The 24263-nt window shown below is 51.6% G+C and carries 26 protein-coding genes; 8 read left to right on the top strand and 18 right to left on the bottom strand.

The genetic code is table 11. The features are described from left to right. Nucleotides 1–37 precede the first annotated feature (37 nt). From AC0YN4_RS20265 to AC0YN4_RS20255, 3 genes are all read left to right on the top strand, one after another. Nucleotides 38–361, top strand: coding sequence for a hypothetical protein (locus AC0YN4_RS20265; RefSeq protein ID WP_475783590.1), 324 nt, complete (start codon nt 38–40; stop codon nt 359–361). Between the two features lie 101 nt (nt 362–462). Further along, complete coding sequence (locus tag AC0YN4_RS20260) at nt 463–819, top strand: YmaF family protein (protein WP_475783589.1); 357 nt, start codon at nt 463–465, stop codon at nt 817–819. 170 nt (nt 820–989) lie between these two features. Continuing rightward, nucleotides 990–1724, top strand: a complete 735-nt coding sequence (locus tag AC0YN4_RS20255) for an MOSC domain-containing protein (RefSeq protein ID WP_475783588.1) — start codon at nt 990–992, stop codon at nt 1722–1724. Between the two features lie 200 nt (nt 1725–1924). Here the strand turns inward: AC0YN4_RS20255 and AC0YN4_RS20250 are convergent, their stop codons facing one another. From AC0YN4_RS20250 to AC0YN4_RS20205, 10 genes are all read right to left on the bottom strand, one after another. Then, nucleotides 1925–2707, bottom strand: a complete 783-nt coding sequence (locus AC0YN4_RS20250) for an ABC transporter permease (protein WP_475783587.1) — start codon at nt 2705–2707, stop codon at nt 1925–1927. Between the two features lie 9 nt (nt 2708–2716). Further along, entirely contained in the window at nt 2717–3526 is an 810-nt protein-coding gene (locus tag AC0YN4_RS20245; protein WP_475836607.1) for an ABC transporter permease, read from the bottom strand. After that, nucleotides 3523–4500: an ABC transporter ATP-binding protein gene (locus AC0YN4_RS20240; RefSeq protein ID WP_475836606.1), complete on the bottom strand. Its 978-nt coding sequence runs from the start codon at nt 4498–4500 to the stop codon at nt 3523–3525. Before AC0YN4_RS20240 ends, AC0YN4_RS20245 begins: the two co-directional genes overlap by 4 nt. Nucleotides 4501–4628: 128 nt before the next feature. Further along, the gene (locus AC0YN4_RS20235) at nt 4629–5177 is read right to left on the bottom strand and encodes a GNAT family N-acetyltransferase (protein WP_475836605.1); all 549 of its coding nucleotides are present in this window, start codon (nt 5175–5177) and stop codon (nt 4629–4631) included. 61 nt (nt 5178–5238) lie between these two features. Continuing rightward, nucleotides 5239–5718: a hypothetical protein gene (locus AC0YN4_RS20230; protein WP_475783583.1), complete on the bottom strand. Its 480-nt coding sequence runs from the start codon at nt 5716–5718 to the stop codon at nt 5239–5241. Nucleotides 5719–5805: 87 nt separating this feature from the next. Next, nucleotides 5806–6879, bottom strand: a complete 1074-nt coding sequence (locus tag AC0YN4_RS20225) for an ABC transporter substrate-binding protein (protein ID WP_475836604.1) — start codon at nt 6877–6879, stop codon at nt 5806–5808. Beyond that, nucleotides 6876–7700 (bottom strand): ABC transporter permease, encoded by an 825-nt coding sequence (locus AC0YN4_RS20220; protein ID WP_475783581.1) that lies wholly within the window; start codon nt 7698–7700, stop codon nt 6876–6878. The genes AC0YN4_RS20225 and AC0YN4_RS20220 overlap by 4 nt, the downstream gene beginning before the upstream one ends. An 8-nt stretch (nt 7701–7708) precedes the next feature. Beyond that, complete coding sequence (locus AC0YN4_RS20215; RefSeq protein WP_475783580.1) at nt 7709–8554, bottom strand: ABC transporter permease; 846 nt, start codon at nt 8552–8554, stop codon at nt 7709–7711. Further along, nucleotides 8551–9651 (bottom strand): ABC transporter ATP-binding protein, encoded by a 1101-nt coding sequence (locus tag AC0YN4_RS20210; RefSeq protein ID WP_475783579.1) that lies wholly within the window; start codon nt 9649–9651, stop codon nt 8551–8553. Before AC0YN4_RS20210 ends, AC0YN4_RS20215 begins: the two co-directional genes overlap by 4 nt. Nucleotides 9652–9792: 141 nt before the next feature. After that, on the bottom strand, nt 9793–10284 hold the full coding sequence (locus tag AC0YN4_RS20205; RefSeq protein WP_475836603.1) for a DinB family protein: 492 nt from the start codon (nt 10282–10284) through the stop codon (nt 9793–9795). 118 nt (nt 10285–10402) lie between these two features. Here AC0YN4_RS20205 and AC0YN4_RS20200 point away from each other — a divergent pair, with 118 nt between their 5' ends. Then, nucleotides 10403–11251: an EamA family transporter gene (locus tag AC0YN4_RS20200; RefSeq protein ID WP_475783577.1), complete on the top strand. Its 849-nt coding sequence runs from the start codon at nt 10403–10405 to the stop codon at nt 11249–11251. Nucleotides 11252–11275: 24 nt separating this feature from the next. Here the strand turns inward: AC0YN4_RS20200 and AC0YN4_RS20195 are convergent, their stop codons facing one another. Together AC0YN4_RS20195 and AC0YN4_RS20190 are read right to left on the bottom strand one after the other, a co-directional pair. Then, complete coding sequence (locus AC0YN4_RS20195) at nt 11276–12145, bottom strand: aminoglycoside 6-adenylyltransferase (RefSeq protein WP_475836602.1); 870 nt, start codon at nt 12143–12145, stop codon at nt 11276–11278. Nucleotides 12146–12160: 15 nt separating this feature from the next. After that, nucleotides 12161–13093 (bottom strand): 5'-nucleotidase, encoded by a 933-nt coding sequence (locus tag AC0YN4_RS20190; protein ID WP_475783575.1) that lies wholly within the window; start codon nt 13091–13093, stop codon nt 12161–12163. 187 nt (nt 13094–13280) lie between these two features. Here AC0YN4_RS20190 and AC0YN4_RS20185 point away from each other — a divergent pair, with 187 nt between their 5' ends. Together AC0YN4_RS20185 and AC0YN4_RS20180 are read left to right on the top strand one after the other, a co-directional pair. Then, on the top strand, nt 13281–13853 hold the full coding sequence (locus tag AC0YN4_RS20185; RefSeq protein WP_475783574.1) for a chromate transporter: 573 nt from the start codon (nt 13281–13283) through the stop codon (nt 13851–13853). Between the two features lie 142 nt (nt 13854–13995). Beyond that, on the top strand, nt 13996–14919 hold the full coding sequence (locus tag AC0YN4_RS20180) for a GH25 family lysozyme (protein ID WP_475836601.1): 924 nt from the start codon (nt 13996–13998) through the stop codon (nt 14917–14919). A 280-nt stretch (nt 14920–15199) separates the two neighbouring features. On the opposite strand, the gene AC0YN4_RS20175 is transcribed toward AC0YN4_RS20180, so the two are convergent. Then, nucleotides 15200–16150: an NADP-dependent oxidoreductase gene (locus AC0YN4_RS20175; protein ID WP_475836600.1), complete on the bottom strand. Its 951-nt coding sequence runs from the start codon at nt 16148–16150 to the stop codon at nt 15200–15202. Between the two features lie 160 nt (nt 16151–16310). On the opposite strand from AC0YN4_RS20175, the gene AC0YN4_RS20170 reads away from it, so the two are divergent. After that, a complete protein-coding gene (locus AC0YN4_RS20170) occupies nt 16311–17192 on the top strand; it encodes a LysR family transcriptional regulator (protein WP_475783571.1) in 882 nt (293 codons plus the stop codon). A gap of 62 nt (nt 17193–17254) precedes the next feature. Beyond that, nucleotides 17255–17476 carry an H-type small acid-soluble spore protein gene (locus tag AC0YN4_RS20165; RefSeq protein WP_475783570.1) on the top strand — a complete coding sequence of 74 codons (222 nt, stop codon included), beginning with the start codon at nt 17255–17257 and terminating at the stop codon, nt 17474–17476. 83 nt (nt 17477–17559) lie between these two features. On the opposite strand, the gene AC0YN4_RS20160 is transcribed toward AC0YN4_RS20165, so the two are convergent. The 5 genes from AC0YN4_RS20160 to AC0YN4_RS20140 all read right to left on the bottom strand — a co-directional run bounded on the left by AC0YN4_RS20160 (nt 17560) and on the right by AC0YN4_RS20140 (nt 24251). Next, nucleotides 17560–18351 carry a carbohydrate ABC transporter permease gene (locus tag AC0YN4_RS20160; RefSeq protein WP_090984287.1) on the bottom strand — a complete coding sequence of 264 codons (792 nt, stop codon included), beginning with the start codon at nt 18349–18351 and terminating at the stop codon, nt 17560–17562. A 15-nt stretch (nt 18352–18366) separates the two neighbouring features. Continuing rightward, nucleotides 18367–19245, bottom strand: coding sequence for a carbohydrate ABC transporter permease (locus tag AC0YN4_RS20155; RefSeq protein ID WP_090984288.1), 879 nt, complete (start codon nt 19243–19245; stop codon nt 18367–18369). Between the two features lie 88 nt (nt 19246–19333). Next, on the bottom strand, nt 19334–20725 hold the full coding sequence (locus AC0YN4_RS20150) for an ABC transporter substrate-binding protein (protein ID WP_475783569.1): 1392 nt from the start codon (nt 20723–20725) through the stop codon (nt 19334–19336). 149 nt (nt 20726–20874) lie between these two features. Beyond that, nucleotides 20875–22464: a response regulator transcription factor gene (locus AC0YN4_RS20145; protein WP_475836599.1), complete on the bottom strand. Its 1590-nt coding sequence runs from the start codon at nt 22462–22464 to the stop codon at nt 20875–20877. After that, the gene (locus AC0YN4_RS20140) at nt 22461–24251 is read right to left on the bottom strand and encodes a sensor histidine kinase (RefSeq protein ID WP_475836598.1); all 1791 of its coding nucleotides are present in this window, start codon (nt 24249–24251) and stop codon (nt 22461–22463) included. The genes AC0YN4_RS20145 and AC0YN4_RS20140 overlap by 4 nt, the downstream gene beginning before the upstream one ends. Between the last annotated feature and the right edge of the window lie 12 nt (nt 24252–24263).

The raw sequence follows: 24263 nt of genomic DNA, 5'->3' as shown, positions 1-24263 counted from the left end.
TATACTATTCTATTAAACAAGTAAGTAGGTGATGAACATGGCTATCATTCCGTTTATTGTTGAAAATGAGGATAGGACCTTTCAAACCTTTGACGTTCGCGTATTCAACTATGGCACGGATCCTGTTATTTTGCAGCTTGAAGTATCGTACGCGCTGAATTCGGCAGATGGTCCTTCCGTGCTGGTGGTCTACGTGCTTCGCACCGTTGAGCTCGCTGCCGGTCAGCTTTTCACATTTGCTAATATTTTCGCAGACTTTGACGTTATGACCGGTACGCTGACAACGTTAGGAATAGAAGAAGAATACAATGTTACGTTTAACGTTGCTCCTGATTTCCCTGTCTTCCCTCCGTTTGGGTAACCTTTGCGATGCCGGCTGTATAACAGCTAGTTGCCCAACACCTCCTCTCGCCTAAATTAATAGCATATGGAGAAGTCACCTTATCAAGGGAGGCGGAACACATGCAGAGGAAACGAACGTTTAAGAGGGCAACGACCTGTAGACGTGTACAACGGCATGACCATGAATTCGAGGGCAGCACCAAATTAGCCGAGGAAGGCGACGATCGCCACAACCATCGATTCGCGGGCGTATCCGGCCAAGCGATCAAATCCGGAGACAGTCATGTTCATGAGATTGACCTGACCAGAACCGATTTCTTCGGTCATTTCCACAAGCTAAAGAAGATCACGACAGGCCCTGCAATTCCCGTCGGGAACGGCAAACATGTTCATTTTGTCATGGGTAAAACGACCTTGGCTGATGGCCACGTCCATCGGTTTAATTTTGCTACTTTAATTGATGCGCCACTCAAATAATGAAGTTCGTCGCTGTCCCGCATGTCTGCCTTTGACTGCTGGGACAGCTTTTTGTTTTGCCCGCAGCGTTGCAGGTTTTGTGACAGATTGATCGTCCCCGTCTATAATGAAGACAATTGGGAATACATATGGCATACCTAACTAACGCTTGATGAAAAGAGGCTCCTTCTGTGACGCAAACTCGTATTGGAACCATTACCGCAATTAATCGCTTTCCCGTTAAATCCTTAGGGGGAGAAGCACTCCAAAGCAGCCGTATTGAGAACTACGGCTTGTACGGGGATCGTTCGCATGCCTTCATCGATGAGACGAAGGAAGGTTGGGATCGATATTTCACGGCCAGAACCGCACCTGACATGCTGCACTATATGGCTGCATTGGAGGACGGCGCGGAGGCAGCGGATCATTTTGCCGGATTGCGCATTACGGCACCGGATGGCCGTTCCCTGCAATGGGATGCTGCCCTGCTGCAGGAGATTCAACCGTATTCGAAGCAGAAGCTGAGCTTGCTCGCCCATACGCCGCAGTCGCCGGATCTGCTTGCCGTGGATGCGGCCAGCATCCTCATCATTACGAATGCTTCGCTTCGCAAGCTCGAAGCGATGTGGGGGAAGCCGCTCGACCCGCTCCGCTTCCGTGCGAATCTGCTCGTGACCTTGGATGACGATGCGCCGGATGAGTACGAATGGCTGAGTAAGCAGCTGTCGGTCGGAAGCGCGCGGCTGCAGGTGGATGTATTCTGCGATCGCTGCTCTTTAATTACGATTGACCCCGAAACGCTTGAACGCGATGCCTCGCTGCTGCGAACCGTGAATGAGCAATTGAAGCTCAATTTCGGCGTCTATGCATCCGTAAAGCAAACCGGACAGGTGCAGCTTGGGGATGCAGTTTATTTGGAAGTGTAACTCGTTACTCTCTTGCGCTACCTTCCGCTAAATTCGGCTCATGTGTGGTACTGGGTACCTCTCTTGCGCCGTCTTGCACCTATTCACTTTTAAAATAAGCCCATGAGCGGTAACAGTAGCAGTTACCCGTTCATGAGCTTATTTTGCGTTTAATCCGACTTATGTGTGCGATATCTGTTACCTTGTGCGTTCTCCCTTACCTACGACCCCGTCGACCGGTAATGCCTTACGCCAACTCGCCATACGAGCAGGCAAGGCACGAGGAATAAGAACCCCGCCAGCGGTACCATCGCGTAGAACGTATGGTTTCCGCCCTCCCTGCCTAGAATGTACAGCAGCGGCAGATAGTTCACGCAGCCGAATGGGATGACGAAGGTGAACAGCCGCTTCACCCACTTGTGATAGATGTTCAGCGGGTACTGCGTCATTTCGCGTCCGCCGTCCGTGAAGATATTGGCGATCTCCAGCCCCTGCACCGTCCAGAAGCTAACGGAGGCAGCAAGGATAAAGATGCCCGTAAAGATCACGATTCCGCTTATCACCATCAACACCAGCGTAGTCACCTTAAGCAGCGTCCAGTCAACGTCAAGATTCCCTGCGGACCAAACTAATATGGCAGCGCTCAGCAGCAGTCGACCGATCCGGGCGAATTCGAATTTGGAGCCGAATACTTGAATGACCGTGCCCCGGGGACGAACGAGTAATCGGTCGAAGTCTCCACTCACGACAAGGCTTGAGAACGTATCGAACCCTCGGCCGAAACATTCCGTAAACGAGAAGGCCATCTGTGTCACGGCAAAACAAAGCACGACCTCGTAGAAACTCCACCCTTTGAGCTGGCCGAACTGTTCGAACATAAAGTACACCCCGGCAAACGTTGTAAACGGGGTTAGACATTGCCCCAGCGTCAGCAGCAGGAAGGATACCCGGTACTGCATCTCCGATTTAAGAATGATTTTCATATATTTCAAATATAAGCTCATGGCGCCTCCTCACCCTCCCTGCACAACGACGCGCCGAAGCGAGCGGTTCATGGTGAATTTGCCGAATGCGACTAACGCGATCAACCATGCCGTTTGTGCCGCCAGACCCTTCAAAGCATCTAACTTCGCGATATCACCCGTAAATACACGGAACGGAAAATCTACCGTATAGTGGAACGGCAGCAAATAGATGATCTCTTGCATCCACCCCGGCATAAGCGGAACAGGCACAAGCATCCCCGCCAGAAAATCCCCAAACACACTAAAAATCAACAGTGAACCGCCCGGTGACATCGTGACAAACACCGATATGTAAATGAGCATCGAAATGGCCACGACCATCAGCATGCTAACAACCAAAACCGCAAGGAAGATAAAGAAGGTAAGCCAATCAGGAGGAAGCTCAAGCCGATAAGGCCTAGGCAAGAAGACCGTGACTAACAGAATAGGAGAACATCTTAACAGCGCACTCGACAAGCGTTGTGCAAGCAGCTTGGCATACCAGAAGTTGTAGATACTAGTAGGCCTGCACATTTCATAAGCAATGTTGCCGCTCTTGATGAGCGAGAACAGCTCGTTGTCTCGCAGCCATAACATCACCAGAGCGAGAAAAGCTTGCCTCAGCCAGGTGTAGGTGATCACTTGGGACAGTGTCATTGGAGGTTCTTGACCAGTGGAATGCGCATAGAATGCTTCAAAAATCATAATGAACATAAACCCGAAGAAAAATTGCGTGCCGATGCCGGCCAGCGCTGCCGCGCGATATTGCAGCCCGGTGCTGATTCGCAGCTTGAATACGGACATGTACGCCCTCATCATAGCTGATACTCCTTATACATCTGCACAATGATGTCTTCAATCGGCTGTGTCTCGATAGCCACATCCAGCAGTTCGACCTGTGCGGACAGCTGCGCGATGGCTTCCGAGATCATCACCTGCTCCGTATCTACGCTAAGGATGGCCCTCTCAGGTGTCCACGATAGAAGCGATACGCCGGGAATTGCAACCGGGCGGCTGTTCTCCTGATAATCGGCCGTTATCGTTCGTTTCGTGCCGAATCGGCTGCGAAGTCCCTGCACATTGCCATCGTAGAGCAGCGTCCCTTTTCCAATCAGCAGGATCCGACTGGCCAGCGCTTCGATATCGTTCATGTCGTGCGTGGTCAGAATGACGGTAACGCCTTTCTCTTTGTTGATCGTCTTAATAAATTGACGCACCGCGATCTTGGAGACGGCATCGAGCCCGATGGTCGGTTCATCCAAGAACAGGATGCTCGGACTGTGCAGCAGCGAGGCGGCTATTTCGCAGCGCATTCGCTGCCCCAAGCTGAGCTGCCGTACCGGTGTATACATAATGCTTCCCAGGTCTAGCGTTTCAGTGAGCAGCGAGAGTGTCTCCCGGTACTGCGCTTGCGGGACGTTGTAGATGTCGCGCAGCAGATCAAACGACTCGATGACGGGGACATCCCACCACAGCTGGGAGCGCTGTCCGAATACGACGCCGATGTTCTTCACATACTTGACCCGATCCTCCCACGGGGTGAAACCCTTAATCACGCAGGAGCCTCGGTCAGGTACGAGAATGCCGCTCATGATCTTGATCGTAGTCGATTTGCCGGCACCGTTCGGTCCGATATAGCCGACGATTTCGCCCGGAGGAATATGGAACGAAATATTTTGCAACGCTTCAATGGCCGTGTATTCCCGATGGAACAACGATTTGAGCGCATGACCAACACCTGATTGCCGTTTGGCGACCAGGAATGTCTTACTGATTCCGTCTACGGTTATCACGTACCGATACCTCCAGAAATTGAAAATTTTTGAAAAGCGACAGGGAGAAGATAGTATCATTACGTGGATAAATCTGTCAACCTAAACTTTAGAAAAGACCGCCTAGATGAGCTTAGGCGGCCAAATCGTCATCCTATTTCATTAACAGAACCTGCATGGATGTGATAGAGAACATGCTTATGTACAGGGCTGCTTGGATCAACTTTCGGGTGGTCAAAAGTAGTAACAAACTGCATGCCGATTTTCCGCATGACATGACTCGAAGGTGTATTAATATCGGCTGTAAAGCTGTACACGTCACGGAAACCCAATTGGTTAAATCCGTATTCCAAGCAAGCCTTCGCTCCCTCGGTCGCATACCCCTTACCCCAAGCCTCCTTCTTAAGCCGCCAACCAATTTCAATGCACGGTGTGAAATCCGACTCAAATGTCGCATGATGAAAGCCAATAAATCCGATAAACTCGTTGTTTTCCTTAACTTCCACTGCGTATAACCCAAATCCACTTTCCTTAAACTCAGACACTATGGTGTTGTAGAACGCCTTCGTTTCATCCGCTGACAAGGTTTTTGGAAAATACCTCATCACCTCTTCGTCCGCATTCAGCCCGGCGAAAGGCGCTAGATCCGCCTTTACCCAGTCGCGCAGTCGCAATCTCGCTGACTCCAAATAAATCATGCTGCATCTCCTCCTTCGCAAGAAAGCCCGCTCGCGGCAGCGAACGGACCTCTATCATGTTTTAAAGCACCGGCCCATACGCAACGCCTGTAAGAGAGACCGGTCCGATAACAGACGCGCCGGCTTTCTCGATCGGCTCCAGCTCCGCGGTAAGATTGTACACGTTGAACTGGCTGGTCGTATTGAAATCTGCGATTTGAAGCTCGATCGTATAATAAGCCTCCGCATTTGTTTCAAAACCGATCCGTGTATCCGCGATTTCCACGCCGATTTCGACGGGATCAAGCGATTTGAACAGCTTCACGATAATCTGGCCGTTAGCGGATGTCCCGATTACGCCAATAACAGCATTCAATACGATTCTATTATTCGGCGGCAGCGGATCCGCGTATATACCGACATCCGCTTGAAAAAAACCGGGCGCAATATCATACTTGTTGTCAGTCGGCGCGGTCGAGATAAGTCCAACGGGAATCGGCACGCCGGGGCCTTGTCCGTATCTGGGCACACTTACTTTCATGTCAAGCACCTGCACACTCATAGGTGACTCCTCCTTCTTACAGCTCGTACACAATAGAATATGTGGACGAGCCGTTAGAAGAAGCGGGACTTCTGCTGATTTTTACCGTTATTTCCGGTGCATCTTAAACTCCAGGAACAGCTCATTGTAATGGGAGAGCATCCTCTTCCCCAGATTCTTATAGACCTCCAGCTTCGCAGTCAGCTCCGGTTTCGGGTAGAACCGCTCATCCGAGGAAATCTCCTCCGGCAGGAATTCCATCGCCTTCTCGTTTGGCGTCGAATAGCCGACATACTCCGCATTCTGCGCGGCATGCTCGGGGTCCAGCATAAAGTTAATAAACTGATGAGCACCCTCGATATTCCTCGCCGTCTTCGGAATGACCATGTTATCGAACCATAGGTTGGAGCCTTCCTCCGGCACGACATAAGTCAGCTTCTCGTTCTCACCGATGATTTCCGAAGCATCGCCCGACCACACGACACCAACCGCCGCTTCTTCATTGGCCAGCAGCAGCTTGATTTCGTCACCTACGATGGCCTTCACATTCGGCGTCAGTTCCTCCAGCTTCGCTTTCGCTTCCTGGAGATGGCCCTCATTCGTATCGTTAAGCGAATAGTGCAGACTGTTCAGCCCGAAGCCAATGACTTCACGCGCCCCGTCCACGAGCAGAATTTGATTGCGCAAGCTAGGGTCCCAGAGGTCATCCCAGCTCTTGAATTCCAGCCCCTTCAGCAGCTCCGTGTTATACACGATCCCTACCGTTCCCCAGAAATACGGGATCGAGTAGGCGTTGTCCGGATCAAAAGAGAGATTCATGAACCGCGGGTTGATATACTTCAAATTCGGCAGCTTCGACTTGTCGATCGGAAGCAGCAGCTCTTCCTCTTTCATCTTGCTGATGGCATATTCGGAGGGGACGCTGATGTCGAAGGTCGTGCCGCCTTGTTCGATCTTGGTCATCATCGCTTCGTTGGAATCGAAGGTTTGGTAAATGACTTTAATGCCGGTCTCCTCTTCAAAAGCAGCCACCAAATCCGGGTCGATGTAATCGCCCCAGTTGTAGATCGTAAGCGTATTGTCGCCGGAGTAGCCCTGCGACGAATTGAGCGCCGAAGCGCCATACATTAAGGCGAAAGCAAGCACAAGCACGACGAGCAGCATCCGAACGAGCGATTTCATTTGTTAGGAAGCCCCCAATCCGTGCGGCGGTCGCCACGTCCCGAAACTTGTCCGCGGCGATTGATGAAGTAGTAGCCGACGACAAGCAGCATCGTGAAGACAAAGATGAGCGTCGACAGCGCATTAATAGACAACGAGACACCTTGTCGCGCCCTTGAATAGATCTCGACTGATAATGTCGTAAAACCATTGCCCGTGACGAAGAACGTAACGGCGAAATCGTCGAGCGAGTACGTTAAGGCCATGAAGAACCCTGCGAATATACCGGACTTGATGAACGGCAATATAACCTTGGACAGCACATCCCATTCCGTTGCGCCAAGGTCCCGAGCGGCGTCGAGCAGCGAAGAGCTCATTTCCTCCAGCTTCGGCAGCACCATGATAACGACGATCGGTACGCTGAACGCGATATGGGAAATCAGCACAGAGGCAAATCCGAGCTGAATTCCGAGTATTGTAAACAGGATCAAGAAGGATGCCCCGATAATAACGTCAGGACTGACGATGAGCACATTGTTGAGCGATAACAGCGCATTCTGATTTTGCCGCTTGCGCAGCCGATGTATGGCAATGGCGCCAATCACGCCGAGAATCGTTGAAATAACGGCGCTAAGCAGCGCAATGACAAGCGTATTGAGCAAGATGATCAGCAGGCGGGTATCGGCAAACACTTCCTTATACCATTCCAGCGTAAAGCCATCAAACCCGTGCATCGTCCCCCCGCTGTTAAACGAGTAATAGGACAAGTAGATGATCGGCGCATATAAGATGATGAAGATGAGCCAGAGATAGACATTCGACAGCTTTAGTTTACGGTTCATCGTTTGTCCTACCTCCTGCTTCTATTGCGATTGCCGGTTAAGATCATAATGACCGCCATCGCAAGGATGAGAAATACAGCAATGGTGGCACCCATGCCCCAATCCTGCGTTACGAGAAAATGCTGTTCAATAGCCGTTCCGAGCGTAATGACCCGGTTGCCCGCAATAAGCCGCGTAATCATAAAGAGCGACAGCGCTGGAATAAACACAGCCTGGCAGCCGGATTTCACACCGCTTAATGTAAGCGGGAAGATGACCCGGCGGAAGGTCGTCCACGTCGATGCGCCCAGATCTCGAGATGCATCCACGAGCGAGGGGTTCAACTCCTCAAGCGCATTGAATACAGGCAGAATCATGAACGGAATGAAGATATAAACCGATACGAATATAAAGCTGAAATCCGTAAACAAAATTTGCTGATTCCCGATGCCAATCAACTCAAGAATGGAATTGACGGCCCCATATGTACCGAACAGCCCAATAAACGCGTACGTCTTAAGCAGTAGATTAATCCAGCTTGGCAAGATGATCAGCAGCAGCCACAGCTGTTTATGTTTGGTCCGGGTAAGCAGATAAGCAGCCGGATAACCAATCAGCAAAGAGAAGAACGTAATTAAGAAGGCGTACCAGAACGAGCTGAACGTCATCTTCATATAGACCGGCGTGAAGAAATGAGCATAGTTGGAGAAGGTGAAATTGCCTTCAACATCAAAGAGCGAGTCGTAGACAATGAGCACGATCGGCGCAACTACGAACAGCAGCATCCACAGCATGTAAGGTACGAGATACAAATTACGAGAGCGCGACTGCGCTTGGATAGGAGCGTTTAATTGGGCGTGCGCTTCGTTCCTCATGAGTAGGCTTCCAGCCTTCTATCGAACTCTTCCTCGGTCTCATTGAAGCGCATGACATGAATGGCTTCCGGGTCGAAGGTCAATCCGATCGCCTCTCCAACTTGTGCTTTGCGCGTGGAGTGAACGAGCCACTTATTGCCGGCAGCATCGATGCACTGAATTTCAAAATGAACCCCGCGGAACAGCTGCGCCTCTACTTTAACCTGCAGCTTGCCGTCCTCCGGACGTGTAATCTCTAAGTCCTCCGGTCGGATGACGATGTCTACCGGTTCATTCGGCTGCAGCCCCTGATCGACGCATTCGAAGGATTTCCCCGCAAACTCAACTTGAAAATCCTGCTTCATCCTGCCTGCCACAATGTTCGATTCCCCGATAAAATCAGCAACGAAGCGGTTGATCGGCTCATCGTAGATGTCCATTGGCGTACCGCTTTGCTGGATGACCCCTTCACTAAGCACGAAGATCTCATCTGACATCGCGAGCGCTTCCTCTTGATCATGGGTCACGAATATGAACGTAATGCCAAGGCGTCGCTGCAGCTCGCGCAGCTCGACTTGCATCTCGGTACGCAGCTTAAGATCAAGCGCAGAGAGCGGCTCGTCCAGCAAGATGATTTCAGGCCGATTCACAATGGCTCGTGCAATGGCTACCCGCTGACGCTGACCGCCCGACATCTCCGTTATTTCACGGTTCTCGTAGCCGGCCAGATTGACGAAACGGAGTGCTTCAAGCACCTTCTCCTTGATTTCGGATTGTTTCATTTTCTTAATGCGCAGGCCAAATGCAATGTTCTCGAACACATTCAGATGCGGAAACAGCGCGTAATCCTGAAATACGGTGTTCACTTGGCGTTTGTTCGCAGGGATATGATTAATGACGTTCCCGTTAAAATAAATATTGCCTTTCGTAGGCTCCGTGAATCCGGCGATCAGTCGCAGAATCGTCGTTTTGCCGCAGCCCGAGGGACCGAGCAGCGTATAAAATTTCCCGCGCTCGATCTCGAAGCTGACGTCCTTCAGCACGGCGGGATCGCCCTCGTACTGTTTGGTTACGCCTTGGAATGAAATGATGGCTTCGCTGGCAGGTTGTACATTCATCGTGGCGCTGCCTCCTTATGTAAATAAATAGATATAACGAATAATCTTCTACTGGTTAGTATAACCAATTGCAGCCAGCACATGAAGCACAAAAATGACCGTCCAGGACCTGCATCCCGTTCGGTCATTTTCCACACGCTCTTAAGTCCGAGCCAGCAGTGTTTTATATACTTTGATCATGCTCATATGCATGCCTTCGTGATAGAGATTCAAGCTGAGAAACTCTTGCGGCGATGATAGTGTTATCCCTGTAGAAGTCTTATACGGCTGCGGAACCTTCTCCTCCAAGCGATGCGCAATCGTTTCTTGAATGCGTTCCACCTGGCTGCCGAGGAGCTGCTTCAATTCATCCAGTGTAGGGGGTATTGCCTCTGCCGGCCACTGAAGCGGTGAAGTGCCGAATTCAAACCATTCCTTGAAGCCTTCAGGGCGATGAAGCGGAAGCTTCAGGTATTGAAAAGCAAAGCGTTCCTGCACGACGTAGATATGCCCCAGCTGCCAACGAATCGTATTGCGGAACCCGTCCGGCACCAGATCTGCCTGCTCCTCCGTAACGCCTTCCACTAGCTTTAAGGTCTGATTTCGCACAAATTTGAGCTGCGTGAATAGAAACTGATCCATGGTCACCTTCACTCCAATCGATTGACTATGTGTTCCACTATATCATGTTAAGTGACAGAGGGGGCAGGAATTAAACCTAGGAAGGCGAATTGTCCCACATACGTACTTCCGGAAAAAGGATGATCACACCATGCTAAGCACGGCTTTCTTACTCGTACTTGGTTCAGGATTTCTGCACTCCGTATGGAACTTATTCACCAAACGCAGCCTCGACAAAAACGTATTCCTCTGGTTGTGTCAGCTCGTTGGTCTTGCGCTAATGCTGCCTTGGGCAATCGCACTGTGGGATGGCTCACACCTCAGCAGCAGCGGATGGTGGATCATTGCTGCCGCCGCTGCCCTTCATGGTCTTTATACCATCTTGCTGGCGGCGGCGTACTCCGTGGGTGACTTGTCCCAGGTGTATCCGATCATGCGGGGCACCAGCCCATTGCTCGTTCCTCTAATCGGCGTCACGCTACTCGGTGAACAGCTAACCTTGGCTGGTTATCTTGGCGTTGCATGCATCGTGATCGGGATTGTTGCGCTCAGCAACATTAAATTTGGCGGAGGTGATCGAACCTCGCTGCGTGCACCGCTGCTCGCTCTGACAGTCGGGCTCTGCATAGCCAGCTATATCATCGTGGACAAACTCGCGCTCGATTATGTGCCCGCAATCGTGCTGAACACGCTGACAACAGTAGGCAATCTGCTCGCTTTGACGCCAGCCGTTATCCGTTCTAAAGGCATCAAACGAGAACTCCGTCATAATGGCAAAATCATGCTGCTATGCGGGATTATCGCGCCCGGCGGCTATCTGATTTTCTTATCCGCGTTGTCGCTTGGCCCTGTCTCGCTACTGGCGCCGATGCGCGAAATCGGCACCGTATTCGGCACCTTGATGGGCATTCTGATTCTCCACGAGAAGCAGGGCAAGCAGCGGATTTGGTCCTCCGTGTTCATCACTTGCGGCGTAATTGTGCTTGGTCTGTGGGGCTAAGCTTAGTTTGCCGCCTCTGTTGGCTTAGAACTGCTGCGCATCCGGCTCAAGCTGCTGTATCTTCTCCATATACGCGATGACCCTGCGGTCACGTGCATGAGGGTAATCGTAGCCCAGCTTCTCGCCGAGCTCGACTGCCAGCTTACGGAACAAATCCGTCATCGCGAAGAGTGCCCGCCAATTGTCTTCAGCGCTTGCGCCAGCATAGGTTTGTTCCAGCTCATACCACGTCTGCTCGTCCAAGTAACGCTTGAACCAACGTCCATTCTTGCCCGGATTCACAATCCAATCCCGGTTAACCCCGATATGCCATTCGATCATCGGCATGAACATTTCGACTCGAATAACACTGTCCAGCATGTATTTGGCGTAAAATAACTCGTCTCGCCATAAGCTCTTCGCCACGTACGTGATATCCCACCAAAAGGCTGTCACCCGCGAATGATAGTCTTCGCGAGAGGGCTTATCGGTGATATAACCGGTATGTTGCGGCTGTTTCAAGCTCGCTGTCACGCCGTCTTTGTCCAGCAGCACACGGTACCCGATATCGAGCTCCTCCGGCAGCAGAGGCATTCTCATCAATTCCTCTAAGTGAGCGACAAGGTATACTTGAAAATCGATCCGTACGCCATCCTCGAACAGAACCAGCCGCGTAATCGAGCGTTCATGATCTTCCCGGTACTCCGTCATAATTCCGCCGAACTGCGTAATCCACGCATCACTCCCGCGAAACGGAGTCATGTCCGTCACCATAAGCTCGATATCATAGTCCGACAGCAAATCGACCGGGGCATTTGGGTTTGCACGCGAGCTCGTCATGATAACGGCCCGAATCATGCTGTTTTTCTGTGTCCACGCCACCAGTTTGCCGAGAACTTCCTCCATATTGCGCATTGTATGATGAACTCCTTATCGTTTCATTGTATTCGTGATGCCAAAGGGCACATGCACAGAAGGTACGCTGCGCGCGACGCCTTCGATATGACCCACCTGATCGTCAAAGAAGATATGAGGCTTAAAGATGCCAAGCACCCGACCTTTATCGATGCCGCCCAGAAAAAAGGCCTCATCGACGCGAATATCCTGCTCCCGCAGCGTCGTGATGACCCGTTCATGCGCAGGTGCATTGCGAGCGGTCGCAATGGCGACACGGATCTTCGGCTTATAGGCCGGATCAAGCAGCTTCTTCTCGCTTTCTCGCTTCTGCAGCTTGGCAATTTCGCCGAAGAAACGGAACAGCGGTCCGCCCGGCAGCGGCTCTCCTGCCTTGCTCCGCTCATGATCGTGAAACGAATGCAGTGCGCCGCCCCGTTGAAATATGGTCTCCGCCGAGTCGTCGGCGATGATGCCGTCAAAGTCAAAGGCGATGCGCAGCTCCTCGTCTTCATCATCATCCACGTAATCGGTCGGATAGATGCAGCCTGCAGGGTAGCCGTGCTCGACGGCTTCCTTCACGTCCTCCGGGTTTCCGGAGAGGAAGAGCGACGCATTGAAGGCGTCCAAGTACAGGAACGGATTGCTGCCTGCTACGAAGACGGCTCGGCTGATCGGCAACTTGTAATGTTCAATCGACTTGAACACGCGAAGTCCCGTATCGGGATCATTGCGCGAGAGCAGCACCACTTCCACGAGTTGTTCCTCGCCCGAAGCATGGATGCGAAGCAATCTTGAGATCAGCGGGAAGGCGACGCCTGTCGCCAAGATATGATTCTCGTTCTCGCGTTGGAACTTGCGATACTCGTCCTCTCCGCGTTCGCGGAAGACACGATCCGATTCTTCGAGGTCGAATAAGGCGCTGGAAGCAACGGCGATCACGAATTTATTTTCGATGGGATAGGGCATAGTGGGGGTTGGACCTCCTTATTCCTTATTGTCCGTAACGTTGTCCCCTCCATCTTACCAATTTGCTCGAATATCCGTACAGCGCAATATAACATTGTATCCCAGCACGCATGATGTTTATAATTAGTCCAACGATGCTGATTGGCTTGCGTGTACGATCCAAAGATCGGACATGCAGCATTCAGCTATGAGAAGAAAGGACGGATCAGCCATGTGGAGTGAGCTGTGGAGATTGTTTATTTCGTTCGGCAGAGCGACAATGCTGGGCTATGGAGGCGGACCGTCCATTATCCCGCTGTACGAGAATGAGGTTGTGAGCCGTATGAAGTGGATGACGACAGAGGATTTCGGTCATGCGCTTGCTTTCGGCAACTCGCTGCCGGGTCCGATCGCGACGAAGCTTGCAGCCTATATTGGCTTCAAAGTAGCCGGTTGGGCAGGCGCTGCGGTTGCCCTCACTGCCGTAGTAATGCCAACGGCTTTGCTGATGATCGTGCTCGTGGGCGTCATGTCGAAGCTGCAAAATAACACCATCATCAAAGGCATGATTCGCGGCATCCAGCCTGTCATCTTCGTGATGATGGCGATGCTGGCGTATGATTTTGCCAAGTATGCCATGAAGACGACACCGGGTGTGATCACCTTCATCCCCTTCCTGCTCGCGGTTGCATTCTTCATCATGGTGTATTACTTGAACCTGAATGCGGTATGGGGCATCATTGGAGCGCTTGCGATCGGGGCGTTGTTCCTGCGGGGATAGCAGCGATATTGAAATCATAGGACATCCTTAGGCTGAGGCGAGCTGGGGATGTTTTTCCATATTTAGGCGGCTGTACGGGTGCATTCAGCCTCTAATTCTCATAAGCTAGTACGACGACATCTACTAGAATGGAGCTGAAGTGATGCAAGCAAAGAGCCCAAGCAATATTAAAGCCATTGATGTCTCGCACCATCAAGGCGTTATCGATTGGAAAAAGGTGCGAGCGGCCGGCGTGCTCGCGGCTTTCATAAAGGCGTCAGAGGGTACCTCGTTCAAGGATGATAAATTCGCGACGAATGCAAACGCTGCTGCTGCAGCCGGCATCAAGACCGGATTCTACCACTACGTGCATCCGGAATCGAATGACGCGAAGTCGGAGGCGGCTCATTTTGCCAATACAATCAAAGGGTTCAAATCAGACTTTCCTCATGTGCTCGATGTGGAGGGAGATGCGGGTCAAGTGTCCGTATCCAAGCTGACACAATGGTGCGTCGATTGGCTGACCGAAGTCGAACGGCTTACGGGGCATCCGACGATGCTCTACACAGGGGCAAGCTTCGCCAAAACCAATCTAACTCAACCGCTCGGTCAATGGCCGCTGTGGGTCGCTCACTACGGCGTAGATCAACCGATGGGTAACCCGACATGGAGCGAGTGGGCCGTATTCCAATATTCCGATAACGGGAGTGTCGATGGTATCGGCGGCAATGTCGTGGACATGAATGCGATGGAGCAGGCATTCTACAACCAATATGCCAATCCGGGCCAGCCTCAGCCGCAAAGTCCGGAAGATACGATCAAAATCGTCGTGAACGATAGATTAGCCGCTTATGGCCGGATTGTCGATGGCAGCACCTACGTGCCCTTGCGCCAGCTCGGCGAATCGCTGGGCGTTCCGGTCTACTGGGACTCTGCCACTTCAACCCCTTATGTGAATGGGCAGCCGGTCACGAACTATAAACTGTTCGACGACAGAACGTACATCGGCATTCGTTCTACAGCCGAACTGCTCGGCGCCAAAGTTTCGTGGGATGCGGTGAACAAGAAGGTTTATATCTATATGTAACAGAGCGCGTCGCTCCCGTCCCCACTCAGCAAACAAACTGCTCCCGTTCCCCCGCGATGGATGCAGATAGTGCGGAAACGGAACTCTCAGCGCCGATACCTATTAGCGCTGCCTCGGGGCAGCGCCATTTCTGAGTGCCTGTACGATTCGTTAGAATTCCAAGACCACAGCGAAGGGGTCGGAAAGGGCCGAGGTTGGTCGGTTTATACTTGCGAAGAAACGCACAATGACCGCCCCGAAGAGGCGGTCATTGTGTCTGTATGAGAGGCTTTGCAGCGGCTTAATCCGCGAGATGCAGAACAATTCGCCCCCGGCCATGGCCGGACTGGCTTAGGTCTTGCGCCTTGGCAGCCTCCGCTAGCGGAAAGTGCGCGCCGACATGCGTCTTCACGAGGCCGTCAGCCATCAGCGCCGCAATCTTACTCAGCGCATCCGCCGCGGGCAGCTTGTTCGAGAACATCGCTTTAACGCCGCGTTCCTGCGCGCGCTCAGCCGATGGCTGACTCACCAGCGAGATCAGCCGGCCGCCCGGCTTGAGCACCTCGAAAGACCGGTTCTGCGTCTCGCCGCCGACCGTATCCAGCACCAAATCTACATCAGCCGCCGCATCCTCGAAACGCGCCTGCTTGTAATCCACGACAACGTCTGCGCCGAGCGAGGCTGCATAGTCGACATTGTCCGTTCCACAGGTGGCGATCACTTCGGCGCCTCTCCATTTGGCTAACTGCACCGCGAACAAACCGACACCACCGGCCGCACCGTGAATCAGCACCCGCTCTCCCGCTTCAAGTCCACCGACCTCAAACAGCGCTGACCAGGCGGTCGTAGCACCACCGGAGATTGTAGCAGCCTCATCGAAGGTAAGTTCAACTGGTTTCGGCACCAGGAAATCCGCTGACGCAAGGGCATATTCCATATAGGACCCAAACGTGGTTCTTCCGAAAACAGCCTGTCCTTTCATAAACGCGGTCACTCCCGGACCCACTTCCTCCACAATTCCCGCGAGTGAAGATCCCGGTATATAAGGAAAAGTAAAGGGCTTGAACTTCTTAAACATCCCTTCTCTAACTTTCCATTCAATCGGCAGCACGCCTGCGGCATGGACACGCACAAGCACTTCTCCCTCACTCGGCTGCGGACGTGGAATTTCTTCGAGCTGCAGTTCTTCAGAACCGCCATATTGGTGAACGCGTATCGCCTTTATCGTTTGATCGCTAAATCCATTACTCATTCTTCAAAACCCCTCTCACAAACACGCTATATCGCAACAATTTCAACTCTATACGCTGTGCTTCTTTCCTCAGTTTATCCACTGACGTTAATAATGTATAATACATATTAAATTATGTCTTCATAACATCAACATTATGAGTGATTGGAGCAAAATAAGCATGGAACTGCTGCAGCTGCACTATTTTCAAAAAGTCGCCAGACTCCAACATATGACGAGAGCCGCGCAAGAGCTGCACATCGCGCAGCCTGCGCTTAGTCAAAGCATTGCCCGGTTAGAGGAGGACCTCGGTGTCCCGCTCTTCCACCGTCAAGGCCGGCAAATTCGGCTGAACAGCTACGGGCAAGCTTTTCTGGCCAAAGTCGATATTGCCCTGCATGCCCTGGAGGAAGGAAGGCGTGAAATCCATGATATGAACGGTACGGAGCGGGGACATCTTCATATCGCGACAACGACCTTGGCTCGTTTCTCTGAGATGATTCGCGCCTATATGGAGGAACATCCGGAGATTAATTTGCGTATCTCTCAGGTGTCGGCGGAGGAGGCAGCTCCGTTGATCGAGGCCGGGGAGATCGATTTCTGCTACACGACACCCCCCATCGACAAGCCGGGCATCGGCAATGTTCCGCTGCTGCGTGAAGAGATCTTCATCGCGGTCCCTCCTCATCACCGACTTGCGAGCCATACGTTGATCAACCTCAGCGAGATCGCAGACGAGCCCTTCATAGGCATGAAAGAGGGTACTCGTCTGCGCGGCATGATGGATCAGTTCTTCAGCTCACGCGGCATGAAGCCTAACATCGTATGCGAAGTGGACGAACCCTCAGCGCTGCGGAGCTTCGTCGGTGCCGGCCTTGGGATCGCGCTCCTATCCGCCTGCAAGAAAGAAGAAGCTTCACCGCTCGTTCTGCTGCCAATCAATGATCCCAACTGCCGCCGGACCATCCAGCTTGCTTGGCTGGAGAAGCGTTATCAATCGCAGGCGGCGCACTCGTTTAGGGAGTATGTCACGCATTATTTTGCCAAAGATGCCAAAAGCTGAATAGTCCGCCTGCCCTTCGCGAACAATGTAACAGACATTTACAGCCAAGGGGGCCGCACCGTATGAACGCGCAGCGCGCACAAGAAATCGCCGAATCCTCCACCATGGTCGAGGTTACGTGCAACGGAGTTCCGATCTATATTCAACATGTCGACACCGACAACAACACAGCGCGGATTTATCCGCTCAATCAACCGGACAACGAAGAGACGGTGTCGCTGAACAGCTTAACGGAGAGCTCGCCATTCCAATCCGACGGCATCCAGATGCATTGTCCGGACTGAACGAGTTCGCCCGCGCATACTTAAAGGCCATACTCATGGGTTCAAGGGTATGGCCTTCTTTTATCCAATCGGGTTGCTTAAAATTACTTCACGCTGCCGGCAGTAAGACCCTTCTCCAGGAACCGCTGGCAGAAGAAATAAACGAGGAAAATCGGGATACTGATCGCCATGAGCGCAGCAGAGATTTTGCCATAGTTTGAGCCTGCGAATACGACGAATTTCTGCGGGAGCAGCGTCACTGTCATCGAAGCCGGGTCCTGCAGGAAGATCAATGGAAGCAAGTAATCGTTCCACGATCCGAGGAACGTGTAGATCGTAACGGTCGCGATGGCCGGCATGCCCAGTGGCAAATAAATGCTCCGGAATATCGTATGCTTGCTGGCTCCGTCGATCGTCGCCGCTTCGTTGATTTCCTTCGGAATGCCATCGAAGAAGGTGCGAATCAGCATGAGGCCAAACGGAATGCCACCAGCGACATGCGGTCCGACAAGACTGAGCGGGTTATCCACCAGCCCCAGTTGCTTGATCGTCAGAAACCAAGGGATGATAAACCCTGCGCCGGGAATCATCATCCCGACGATAAGGATGAGAAACAAAGGAGTCCGCAGCGGAAACCGCAGACGCGAGAACGCATACGCCGCAAGCGTCACGCAGGTAATCGTAAGCGCGATATCCATTGCCGCCACGACAATGCTGTTCCAGAAGTAGCGATACACACCTGCATCCAGGAACACCGCCGAATAGTTGTTAACGAAGCCGCCCTCAAATGATTTCAACACCATTCGAACGAGCGGGTAGAGCCAGAGAATGCCCATAATGACAATGACAACTTGCACAACCGTACGGCCAAATAGATCTTTTCTATCGAATATCATCGTAGAGCTCCCCTCTTAAACATCCCATCTCTTCTGAATTTGGCTTTGAACCCAAGTCAGTATAAGGGCTATGATCATGATCAGGTTCGAGATCGCCGCGCTGTAGCCGCCCTTATATTCGAGAACGTAGCTGCGGTACAGGTAAGACGACACCACCTCACTGGAGCGAGCCGGCCCTCCACCGGTAATCAGCCAGACGAGGTCGAACGTCTTGAGCGATCCGATAATGCCAAGAATGATCAGCAAGGAATGCGTGCTCTTCAACATCGGAAAGATCATACGCGTGAACAATTGCAGGAATCCGGCGCCGTCAATCTTCGCCGATTCGATGACTTCCTGATTGAATTGGGTAATAGCCGTGAAATAGATAATCATACTGAAGCCCATATAAGTGAAAATGTTCGTGAACATAACGGCGTACAAAGCTAATTTAGGATCGCCGGTCCAATCCCGAACAAGGTTGTCCAATCCAATGGCTCTAAGCGCTTCATTAACCGCACCGGTATTGAAGCTGTATAGCTCGGTGAAGATAAGCGCCACAACGACGAGGCTCATAATGTTCGGCAGGAAGAATAACGATTTAAATAATCGCTTGCCGAAAAATAACGAATCATTGACAACGGATACGAACAAACCGATGATCGCTTGCACAATTACCGTGACGACCATGTAGGTAAGCGTATTGGTCACCGCTTTGAGAAATTTAGGGTCTTTCATCAGCGTGACATAGTTGTCGAAGCCGATAAACGTCATATTCTTCGATATGCCGTTCCATTTAAAGAAGCTGTGATAGATGTTGAAGTACGCGCCGTAATAGATAAATACGCCGATGAACAGTACGGCCGGAATCAAATACAGATACGCGTCATAATCGTATTTTCTCTTTGAAATCATGGTGACCTCCTCCTACCTCCTACTGCCCACTCTTGAACTATGGATGAAAAAAGAGGAGGCATCCTCCTCTTTTTCCATCAATCGCTTATTAGCGTTGTACGGTTTTGGATATCGCTTCTAAGTCTTCAGCCGCTTTCTCCGGTGTCTTGCCGCCAAGCGCGACCGCTTGCAGGGCATCGAAGAGGCCATTCTGAAGCTCAGGATATTTCAATTCACGTGCTCCGCTGATGTGACTGGACATGAACTCGGAAACGGTTTTCAGTGACTCCTTCTCCGTATCGCCCGCCATTTCGGCTGTTACTTCTACGCCTTTCTGGGAAGGAAGCACTTGCAGCGTGTTTGTCCACAGCTTCTGACCTTCTCCCGCAGACATGAACTTAATAAACTTCCATACAGCGTCTTTGTGCTTGGATTCTGCGTTCATACCCCAAGCGATGTCAACTGTAGCTACCATGTTCTGTTCGCCGCCCGCAAGTGGAGGGAACGGGAACATACCCCAGTGTGTATCTTCGGTAATGACGCCGTCTTTCACCATTTGGTCATGAGCAACCTTCGTCAAACCGCTCAAGTGCCATGTACCGATGGAGAACAAACCGAGCTTACCTTTGGTGAAGTTATCGTTTACGTTCGGATACGGGGACTGCCCCATCGATCCTTCGGAGAACACACCGTTCTTGAACAGGTCGCCCCACACTTTGAGCGCCTCTACGATGCCCGGATCCGTCCAAGCAAGCTTGCCTTCTTGCGCTTCATAGACTTTACCCGGTGCGATTTCATTCACGATTCCCATGAAAACGTCGCGGTCCGTCCAACCGTCTTTAGCGCCGATACCGACACCGGCGATGTTACCCGGCTCTTTCTCTTTGAGCACCTTGATCACGTTATTCAACTCATCCAGCGTCTTCGGAACTTGCAATCCGTGCTTCTGGAACATCGTTGCGTTATACATGATGACCGGAGTTGCCGTCATACCGCCCGGCAATACGCGGAAATCATCGCCGGAGTAAGCCGCCTGCTCCAGTGCGACATCTAGGAAATTGCTTTTCCAATCGCCGCCCCACTCCTGCTCTGCATAAGGTGCCAGCGGTTCAAGAAACTCTTTATATTGATTGGCGTTGGCGCCGACTTGCATGGCAATGACGTCCGGACCTTCTCCGCCTGCGAGGCCTGCGGAGAGCTTCTGGAAATAAGCGCCGGATTCGCCGACATGCGTAACTTCCAAGTCGATGTCCGGGTTTTCTTTCTCGAATGCTGCTTCCAGTTCCGGCATCTGACCTTCCGTCGGAATCCATTTCCAAAATGATATTTTTGTTTTTTCTGTAGGCGCGCTCGAAGTGTTCGTGCTGCTTTCATTGTTCGTGCTGTCAGCACTTTCGTTCGCGTTAGAAGCAGCGCCTTCATTGTTGCTGCCGCAGCCGGCAAGCATGGCGCCGACCATTGTCATCGAGAGTAGTGTAGCGGTAACCTTTGTCTTTTTCATCTGTGTACCTCCCCGTTTATGAGTGCAATTTGAAGTGTTGAAAACCCTTACAAATCGATTGTATCACCCATAACACCGCTGAAAATTTCAATATTTTTGAATCAAACTCCAATATCTTTGAAAGGGCTTACAGCGATCTTCCCGGGCTCCTATCCGCTCTGCTCAGAAGACCTCTTCTCGTAATCAAGCGGAGTCGTGCCGGTCATATCTTTGAACACTTTGAAGAAATAATTGTACGTATTAAACCCAACCTGCTCGTAGATCGCTTTGACCGAAACGCCTTCCTCAAGAAGCTGCTGCGCGCGGGAAATCCGCTTGCGGTTCAAGAACTCCACGAAAGACATGCCGGTTTCCTTCTTAAACAAATGACTCAGATAGGAGGTGTTGATGCCGACGTGTTCCGCGGTAAGCTGCAGCGAGATGTTGTCCCGGAATCGCGAGTCGATGAAGCGCACTGCCTTCCCTACGTAACCGCTGAAAGCAGACTGCTCCTGGGTACGGAGCGTCTCGACGAGCTCGCTGTACATCTGGATGATTTGGTCCTTCAATCCTAATGGTCCGGCGGTATCCCGCAAGCCTGTCTGCATCGGCACGGTCAGCCGGTCGAGTGTCTGAGAAGCTATGCCATGCTTCTGTCCCACTTTGGTCGCAAGCTGCACCATCTCGACAAGCGTTAACCGAACCGATTCATGGGAAGCGCCTTGTTGCGCAAGCTCTGTGAAGATCCGTTCAATTAACGCGACCATATCGAACTCGTCCTTCTGATCGAACGCGCCAAGAAGCAGCTTCTCCATCTTGATGCTGAGACCGGCTGCGGGCGAGTGATGATCCTGCCCGAGCACGGCATCATTCATGGACTGCAGCTTGCCTTTGGCCTGTCGATAACCGTCCGCTATATCGGATAACCGCAGGCCGCACCGACTGAATTCAATCTTCATTTGGACATTCATGAACTTGGAGAACATTCCCCTCAGCTTCTCTTTCTCTTCTTGGAGGAGAGAAGCAATCTGCGATTCGCTTCGTATCCGCTCGAAGCTGAACAGCAAAGCGAATTGATCTTCGCCGATATGCGTGACGATTCCTTCCGACTGGCTTTGGCATAATTCAAGCACCGATCGAATGAACAAATTGCGATCCTTATCCTGCTGCCGCCAATCCATCATATGATAATGGACAATCGATATCGCGCCCACTACCAAGTTTCTCGTGCTGAAGCCCGCTTCGTTCATACGCGCATTGGCCTCGGATTCCTGCATATCGCTCATGTGCCCCAATGCCAAATCTTTGACAATCTGTTGCTTGGCCTGCAGATCAATCATTCCGGAAGACTTGAGGTTCTCGGCGCCGACGGTTTTCTGTTCATGAAGCCTTTCATGTTTGGCTTTCTCCAGCACACTCAGCAAGGAAGCTTCGTCCAGTCTATGCTTCAGCAGATAGTCAACTGCACCGTTGTTGAGCGTCATACGCACGTAATCGTAACTGTCGTAGCTGCTGAGCATAATGATCGGAATGCCTAGATTCTGCTCTACCAAATAATTAGATAGAGCGACACCATCCATTAACGGCATCGCTACATCGGATAGAATCACATCCGGCTCGAGCTCGCCGATCATTCGGATCGCGGCCTCCCCATTCGTCGCTTCACCGCATAACCGGTAACCGTGCCCTTCCCAAACAGCCATTGAACGGATGTGTGTACGAGCAATCAATTCGTCTTCAACCAGCAGAACCTGTATCATGAGGCATCCTCCCTATTGTCCAGCAATATAGGTAAAGTCATTTCCACCGTCGTGAAGAGTCCCTGCTGACTATACAGCTTCAGACTGTATTCGTTTCCGAAGAGCAGCCGGATTCTCTGGGCGACGTTGATCACGCCTAAGCCGGAGAATCGGTTCTTCGAAGCTTCGTTCGCGTTGTCATGAGCGGAATCGAGCGGCTCCTGCAATAAACTGTCCAAACGAGCCAATTTATCCTCAGCTATGCCTGCCCCATTATCCGTTACAACGATGGTGAGCCGATTCTCGTCAGCTTGTATCTTAATGCTGACGATACCTTTGCGATTGGCAGGCTCTACCCCATGTATGAGCGCATTTTCTAACAGCGGCTGGATCAGCATCCTTGGAATGAGGCAATGCTGCGCTGCATCTTCGACTTCATAATGAACGTTAACCGGATGGACCAACCGGTAACTCTGAATGTTTACATACCTTTGCAAGTTGGTGATTTCATCCTGCAACGTCGTAAACTCGCTGTCGTTCTTCGTAATGTCCCGAAGCAGTTCGATCAGAGAAGTCGTCACTTCCTTAATGTTCGGAACTTGCTGCAGCTGCGCCAAGAACTGGATGGTATTGAGCGTGTTGTAGAGAAAATGCGGATCGATCTGCGCTTGCAGCGCCTTCATCTCGGCCTTCCGCTTCTGCTGCTCCCGCCGCTTGACTTCCTCCAGCAGACTGTGGATTTGACCCATCTGCTGGCTGAAGGCTTGGCTCAAATGGCCGACCTCATCCTTCGATTGCAGCGGGGTCACGTAGTTGAGATTCCCCTCGTCGATCTTGAACATCCGATCGCGCAGACGACGCAAATTATTAGTGATGCGCCGCGAAATAACGATGGACACGACCAGCACGGCAACCAGTGTCAGCCCAATGACCCCGAACATGCGGTTGCGAAGCGTGACCGTATCGTGAATGAGGGAATCGACCGAAACAGCGCCGATCGTGGTCCAGCCCGAGAATGTGGAGTTTTGTTTGACGTACAATTGTCCGTCCTTCTCTAGGACGTCCTGAAATTCGGGAGGCTTGTCCCCGGCACGCGATTCGAATAAGGTCTGATTGTGCTTATCCATGACGATAAATCTAGTCGTCGATAACGGTCCGTTATCGTACACCTTGCGAATGATATCGTAAGGGGCATATAAGAGAGCGACACCAATCGTCTTGTCGTTGGATTTGATTGCCCGGCCAATGACCAGCATGGGCTTGAGCGTCGTGCCGCTTGGCGTATAGTCGTCGCGATCGATTTTCAGGAAAACTGGTTTTCCATTCGCCTTCATGATTTCGCGGAACCAAGGCTTATCCGTATATGAAATGTAACGATACGGGCTTCCCGAATAATACTGCTCTCCGTTGAATCCAACGATCGTAACGGCTGAAATATAAGGTTTGTACGAGTACAAGCTTCCGACGAAATCCTCTAGTTTCTTCTGCAGCAGGAAATCGATATAAGGGCTCAGCCCTTTCTTCCGATTAAGCACCTCCACCACATTGGTACGATCGATTGACACCAGCGTAATGATGCTGACGAAATCTTTGAGGACAATCTCAAGATTGTTATGCGACTGGACGATGTTGCTTCGAGCATCCTGAATCGCGTTGCGTTTGATCGTCTCTGCCGTACTTGCATACCAGATCCAGGTGACGCCGGATAAGGTAAGCATGGATAGAACCAGGAACGAAACGAAAATTTGGGCTTGAATCGTACGGCGAACGGAAAATAGCAGCAGTAAATTGTTCATGATAGTCTTCATTCCATTCCGTCC

This window comes from Paenibacillus sp. J22R3 (genome assembly GCF_056269305.1).
Note: the sequence above shows the minus strand (reverse complement) of the source record. Positions and strands in the feature narration are given on the sequence as shown.

Coding starts and splice junctions, on each gene's coding strand:
- AC0YN4_RS20145 (WP_475836599.1), bottom strand. CDS start 22,464: ATGATACAGGTTCTGCTGGTTGAAGACGAATTGATTGCTCGTACACAC.
- AC0YN4_RS20140 (WP_475836598.1), bottom strand. CDS start 24,251: ATGAAGACTATCATGAACAATTTACTGCTGCTATTTTCCGTTCGCCGT.
- AC0YN4_RS20160 (WP_090984287.1), bottom strand. CDS start 18,351: ATGATATTCGATAGAAAAGATCTATTTGGCCGTACGGTTGTGCAAGTT.
- AC0YN4_RS20260 (WP_475783589.1), top strand. CDS start 463: ATGCAGAGGAAACGAACGTTTAAGAGGGCAACGACCTGTAGACGTGTA.
- AC0YN4_RS20245 (WP_475836607.1), bottom strand. CDS start 3,526: ATGATGAGGGCGTACATGTCCGTATTCAAGCTGCGAATCAGCACCGGG.
- AC0YN4_RS20190 (WP_475783575.1), bottom strand. CDS start 13,093: ATGCCCTATCCCATCGAAAATAAATTCGTGATCGCCGTTGCTTCCAGC.
- AC0YN4_RS20230 (WP_475783583.1), bottom strand. CDS start 5,718: ATGAGTGTGCAGGTGCTTGACATGAAAGTAAGTGTGCCCAGATACGGA.
- AC0YN4_RS20220 (WP_475783581.1), bottom strand. CDS start 7,700: ATGAACCGTAAACTAAAGCTGTCGAATGTCTATCTCTGGCTCATCTTC.
- AC0YN4_RS20265 (WP_475783590.1), top strand. CDS start 38: ATGGCTATCATTCCGTTTATTGTTGAAAATGAGGATAGGACCTTTCAA.
- AC0YN4_RS20235 (WP_475836605.1), bottom strand. CDS start 5,177: ATGATTTATTTGGAGTCAGCGAGATTGCGACTGCGCGACTGGGTAAAG.
- AC0YN4_RS20175 (WP_475836600.1), bottom strand. CDS start 16,150: ATGAGTAATGGATTTAGCGATCAAACGATAAAGGCGATACGCGTTCAC.
- AC0YN4_RS20215 (WP_475783580.1), bottom strand. CDS start 8,554: ATGAGGAACGAAGCGCACGCCCAATTAAACGCTCCTATCCAAGCGCAG.
- AC0YN4_RS20195 (WP_475836602.1), bottom strand. CDS start 12,145: ATGCGCAATATGGAGGAAGTTCTCGGCAAACTGGTGGCGTGGACACAG.
- AC0YN4_RS20210 (WP_475783579.1), bottom strand. CDS start 9,651: ATGAATGTACAACCTGCCAGCGAAGCCATCATTTCATTCCAAGGCGTA.
- AC0YN4_RS20200 (WP_475783577.1), top strand. CDS start 10,403: ATGCTAAGCACGGCTTTCTTACTCGTACTTGGTTCAGGATTTCTGCAC.
- AC0YN4_RS20155 (WP_090984288.1), bottom strand. CDS start 19,245: ATGATTTCAAAGAGAAAATACGATTATGACGCGTATCTGTATTTGATT.
- AC0YN4_RS20185 (WP_475783574.1), top strand. CDS start 13,281: ATGAGAAGAAAGGACGGATCAGCCATGTGGAGTGAGCTGTGGAGATTG.
- AC0YN4_RS20225 (WP_475836604.1), bottom strand. CDS start 6,879: ATGAAATCGCTCGTTCGGATGCTGCTCGTCGTGCTTGTGCTTGCTTTC.
- AC0YN4_RS20150 (WP_475783569.1), bottom strand. CDS start 20,725: ATGAAAAAGACAAAGGTTACCGCTACACTACTCTCGATGACAATGGTC.
- AC0YN4_RS20250 (WP_475783587.1), bottom strand. CDS start 2,707: ATGAGCTTATATTTGAAATATATGAAAATCATTCTTAAATCGGAGATG.
- AC0YN4_RS20165 (WP_475783570.1), top strand. CDS start 17,255: ATGAACGCGCAGCGCGCACAAGAAATCGCCGAATCCTCCACCATGGTC.
- AC0YN4_RS20180 (WP_475836601.1), top strand. CDS start 13,996: ATGCAAGCAAAGAGCCCAAGCAATATTAAAGCCATTGATGTCTCGCAC.
- AC0YN4_RS20170 (WP_475783571.1), top strand. CDS start 16,311: ATGGAACTGCTGCAGCTGCACTATTTTCAAAAAGTCGCCAGACTCCAA.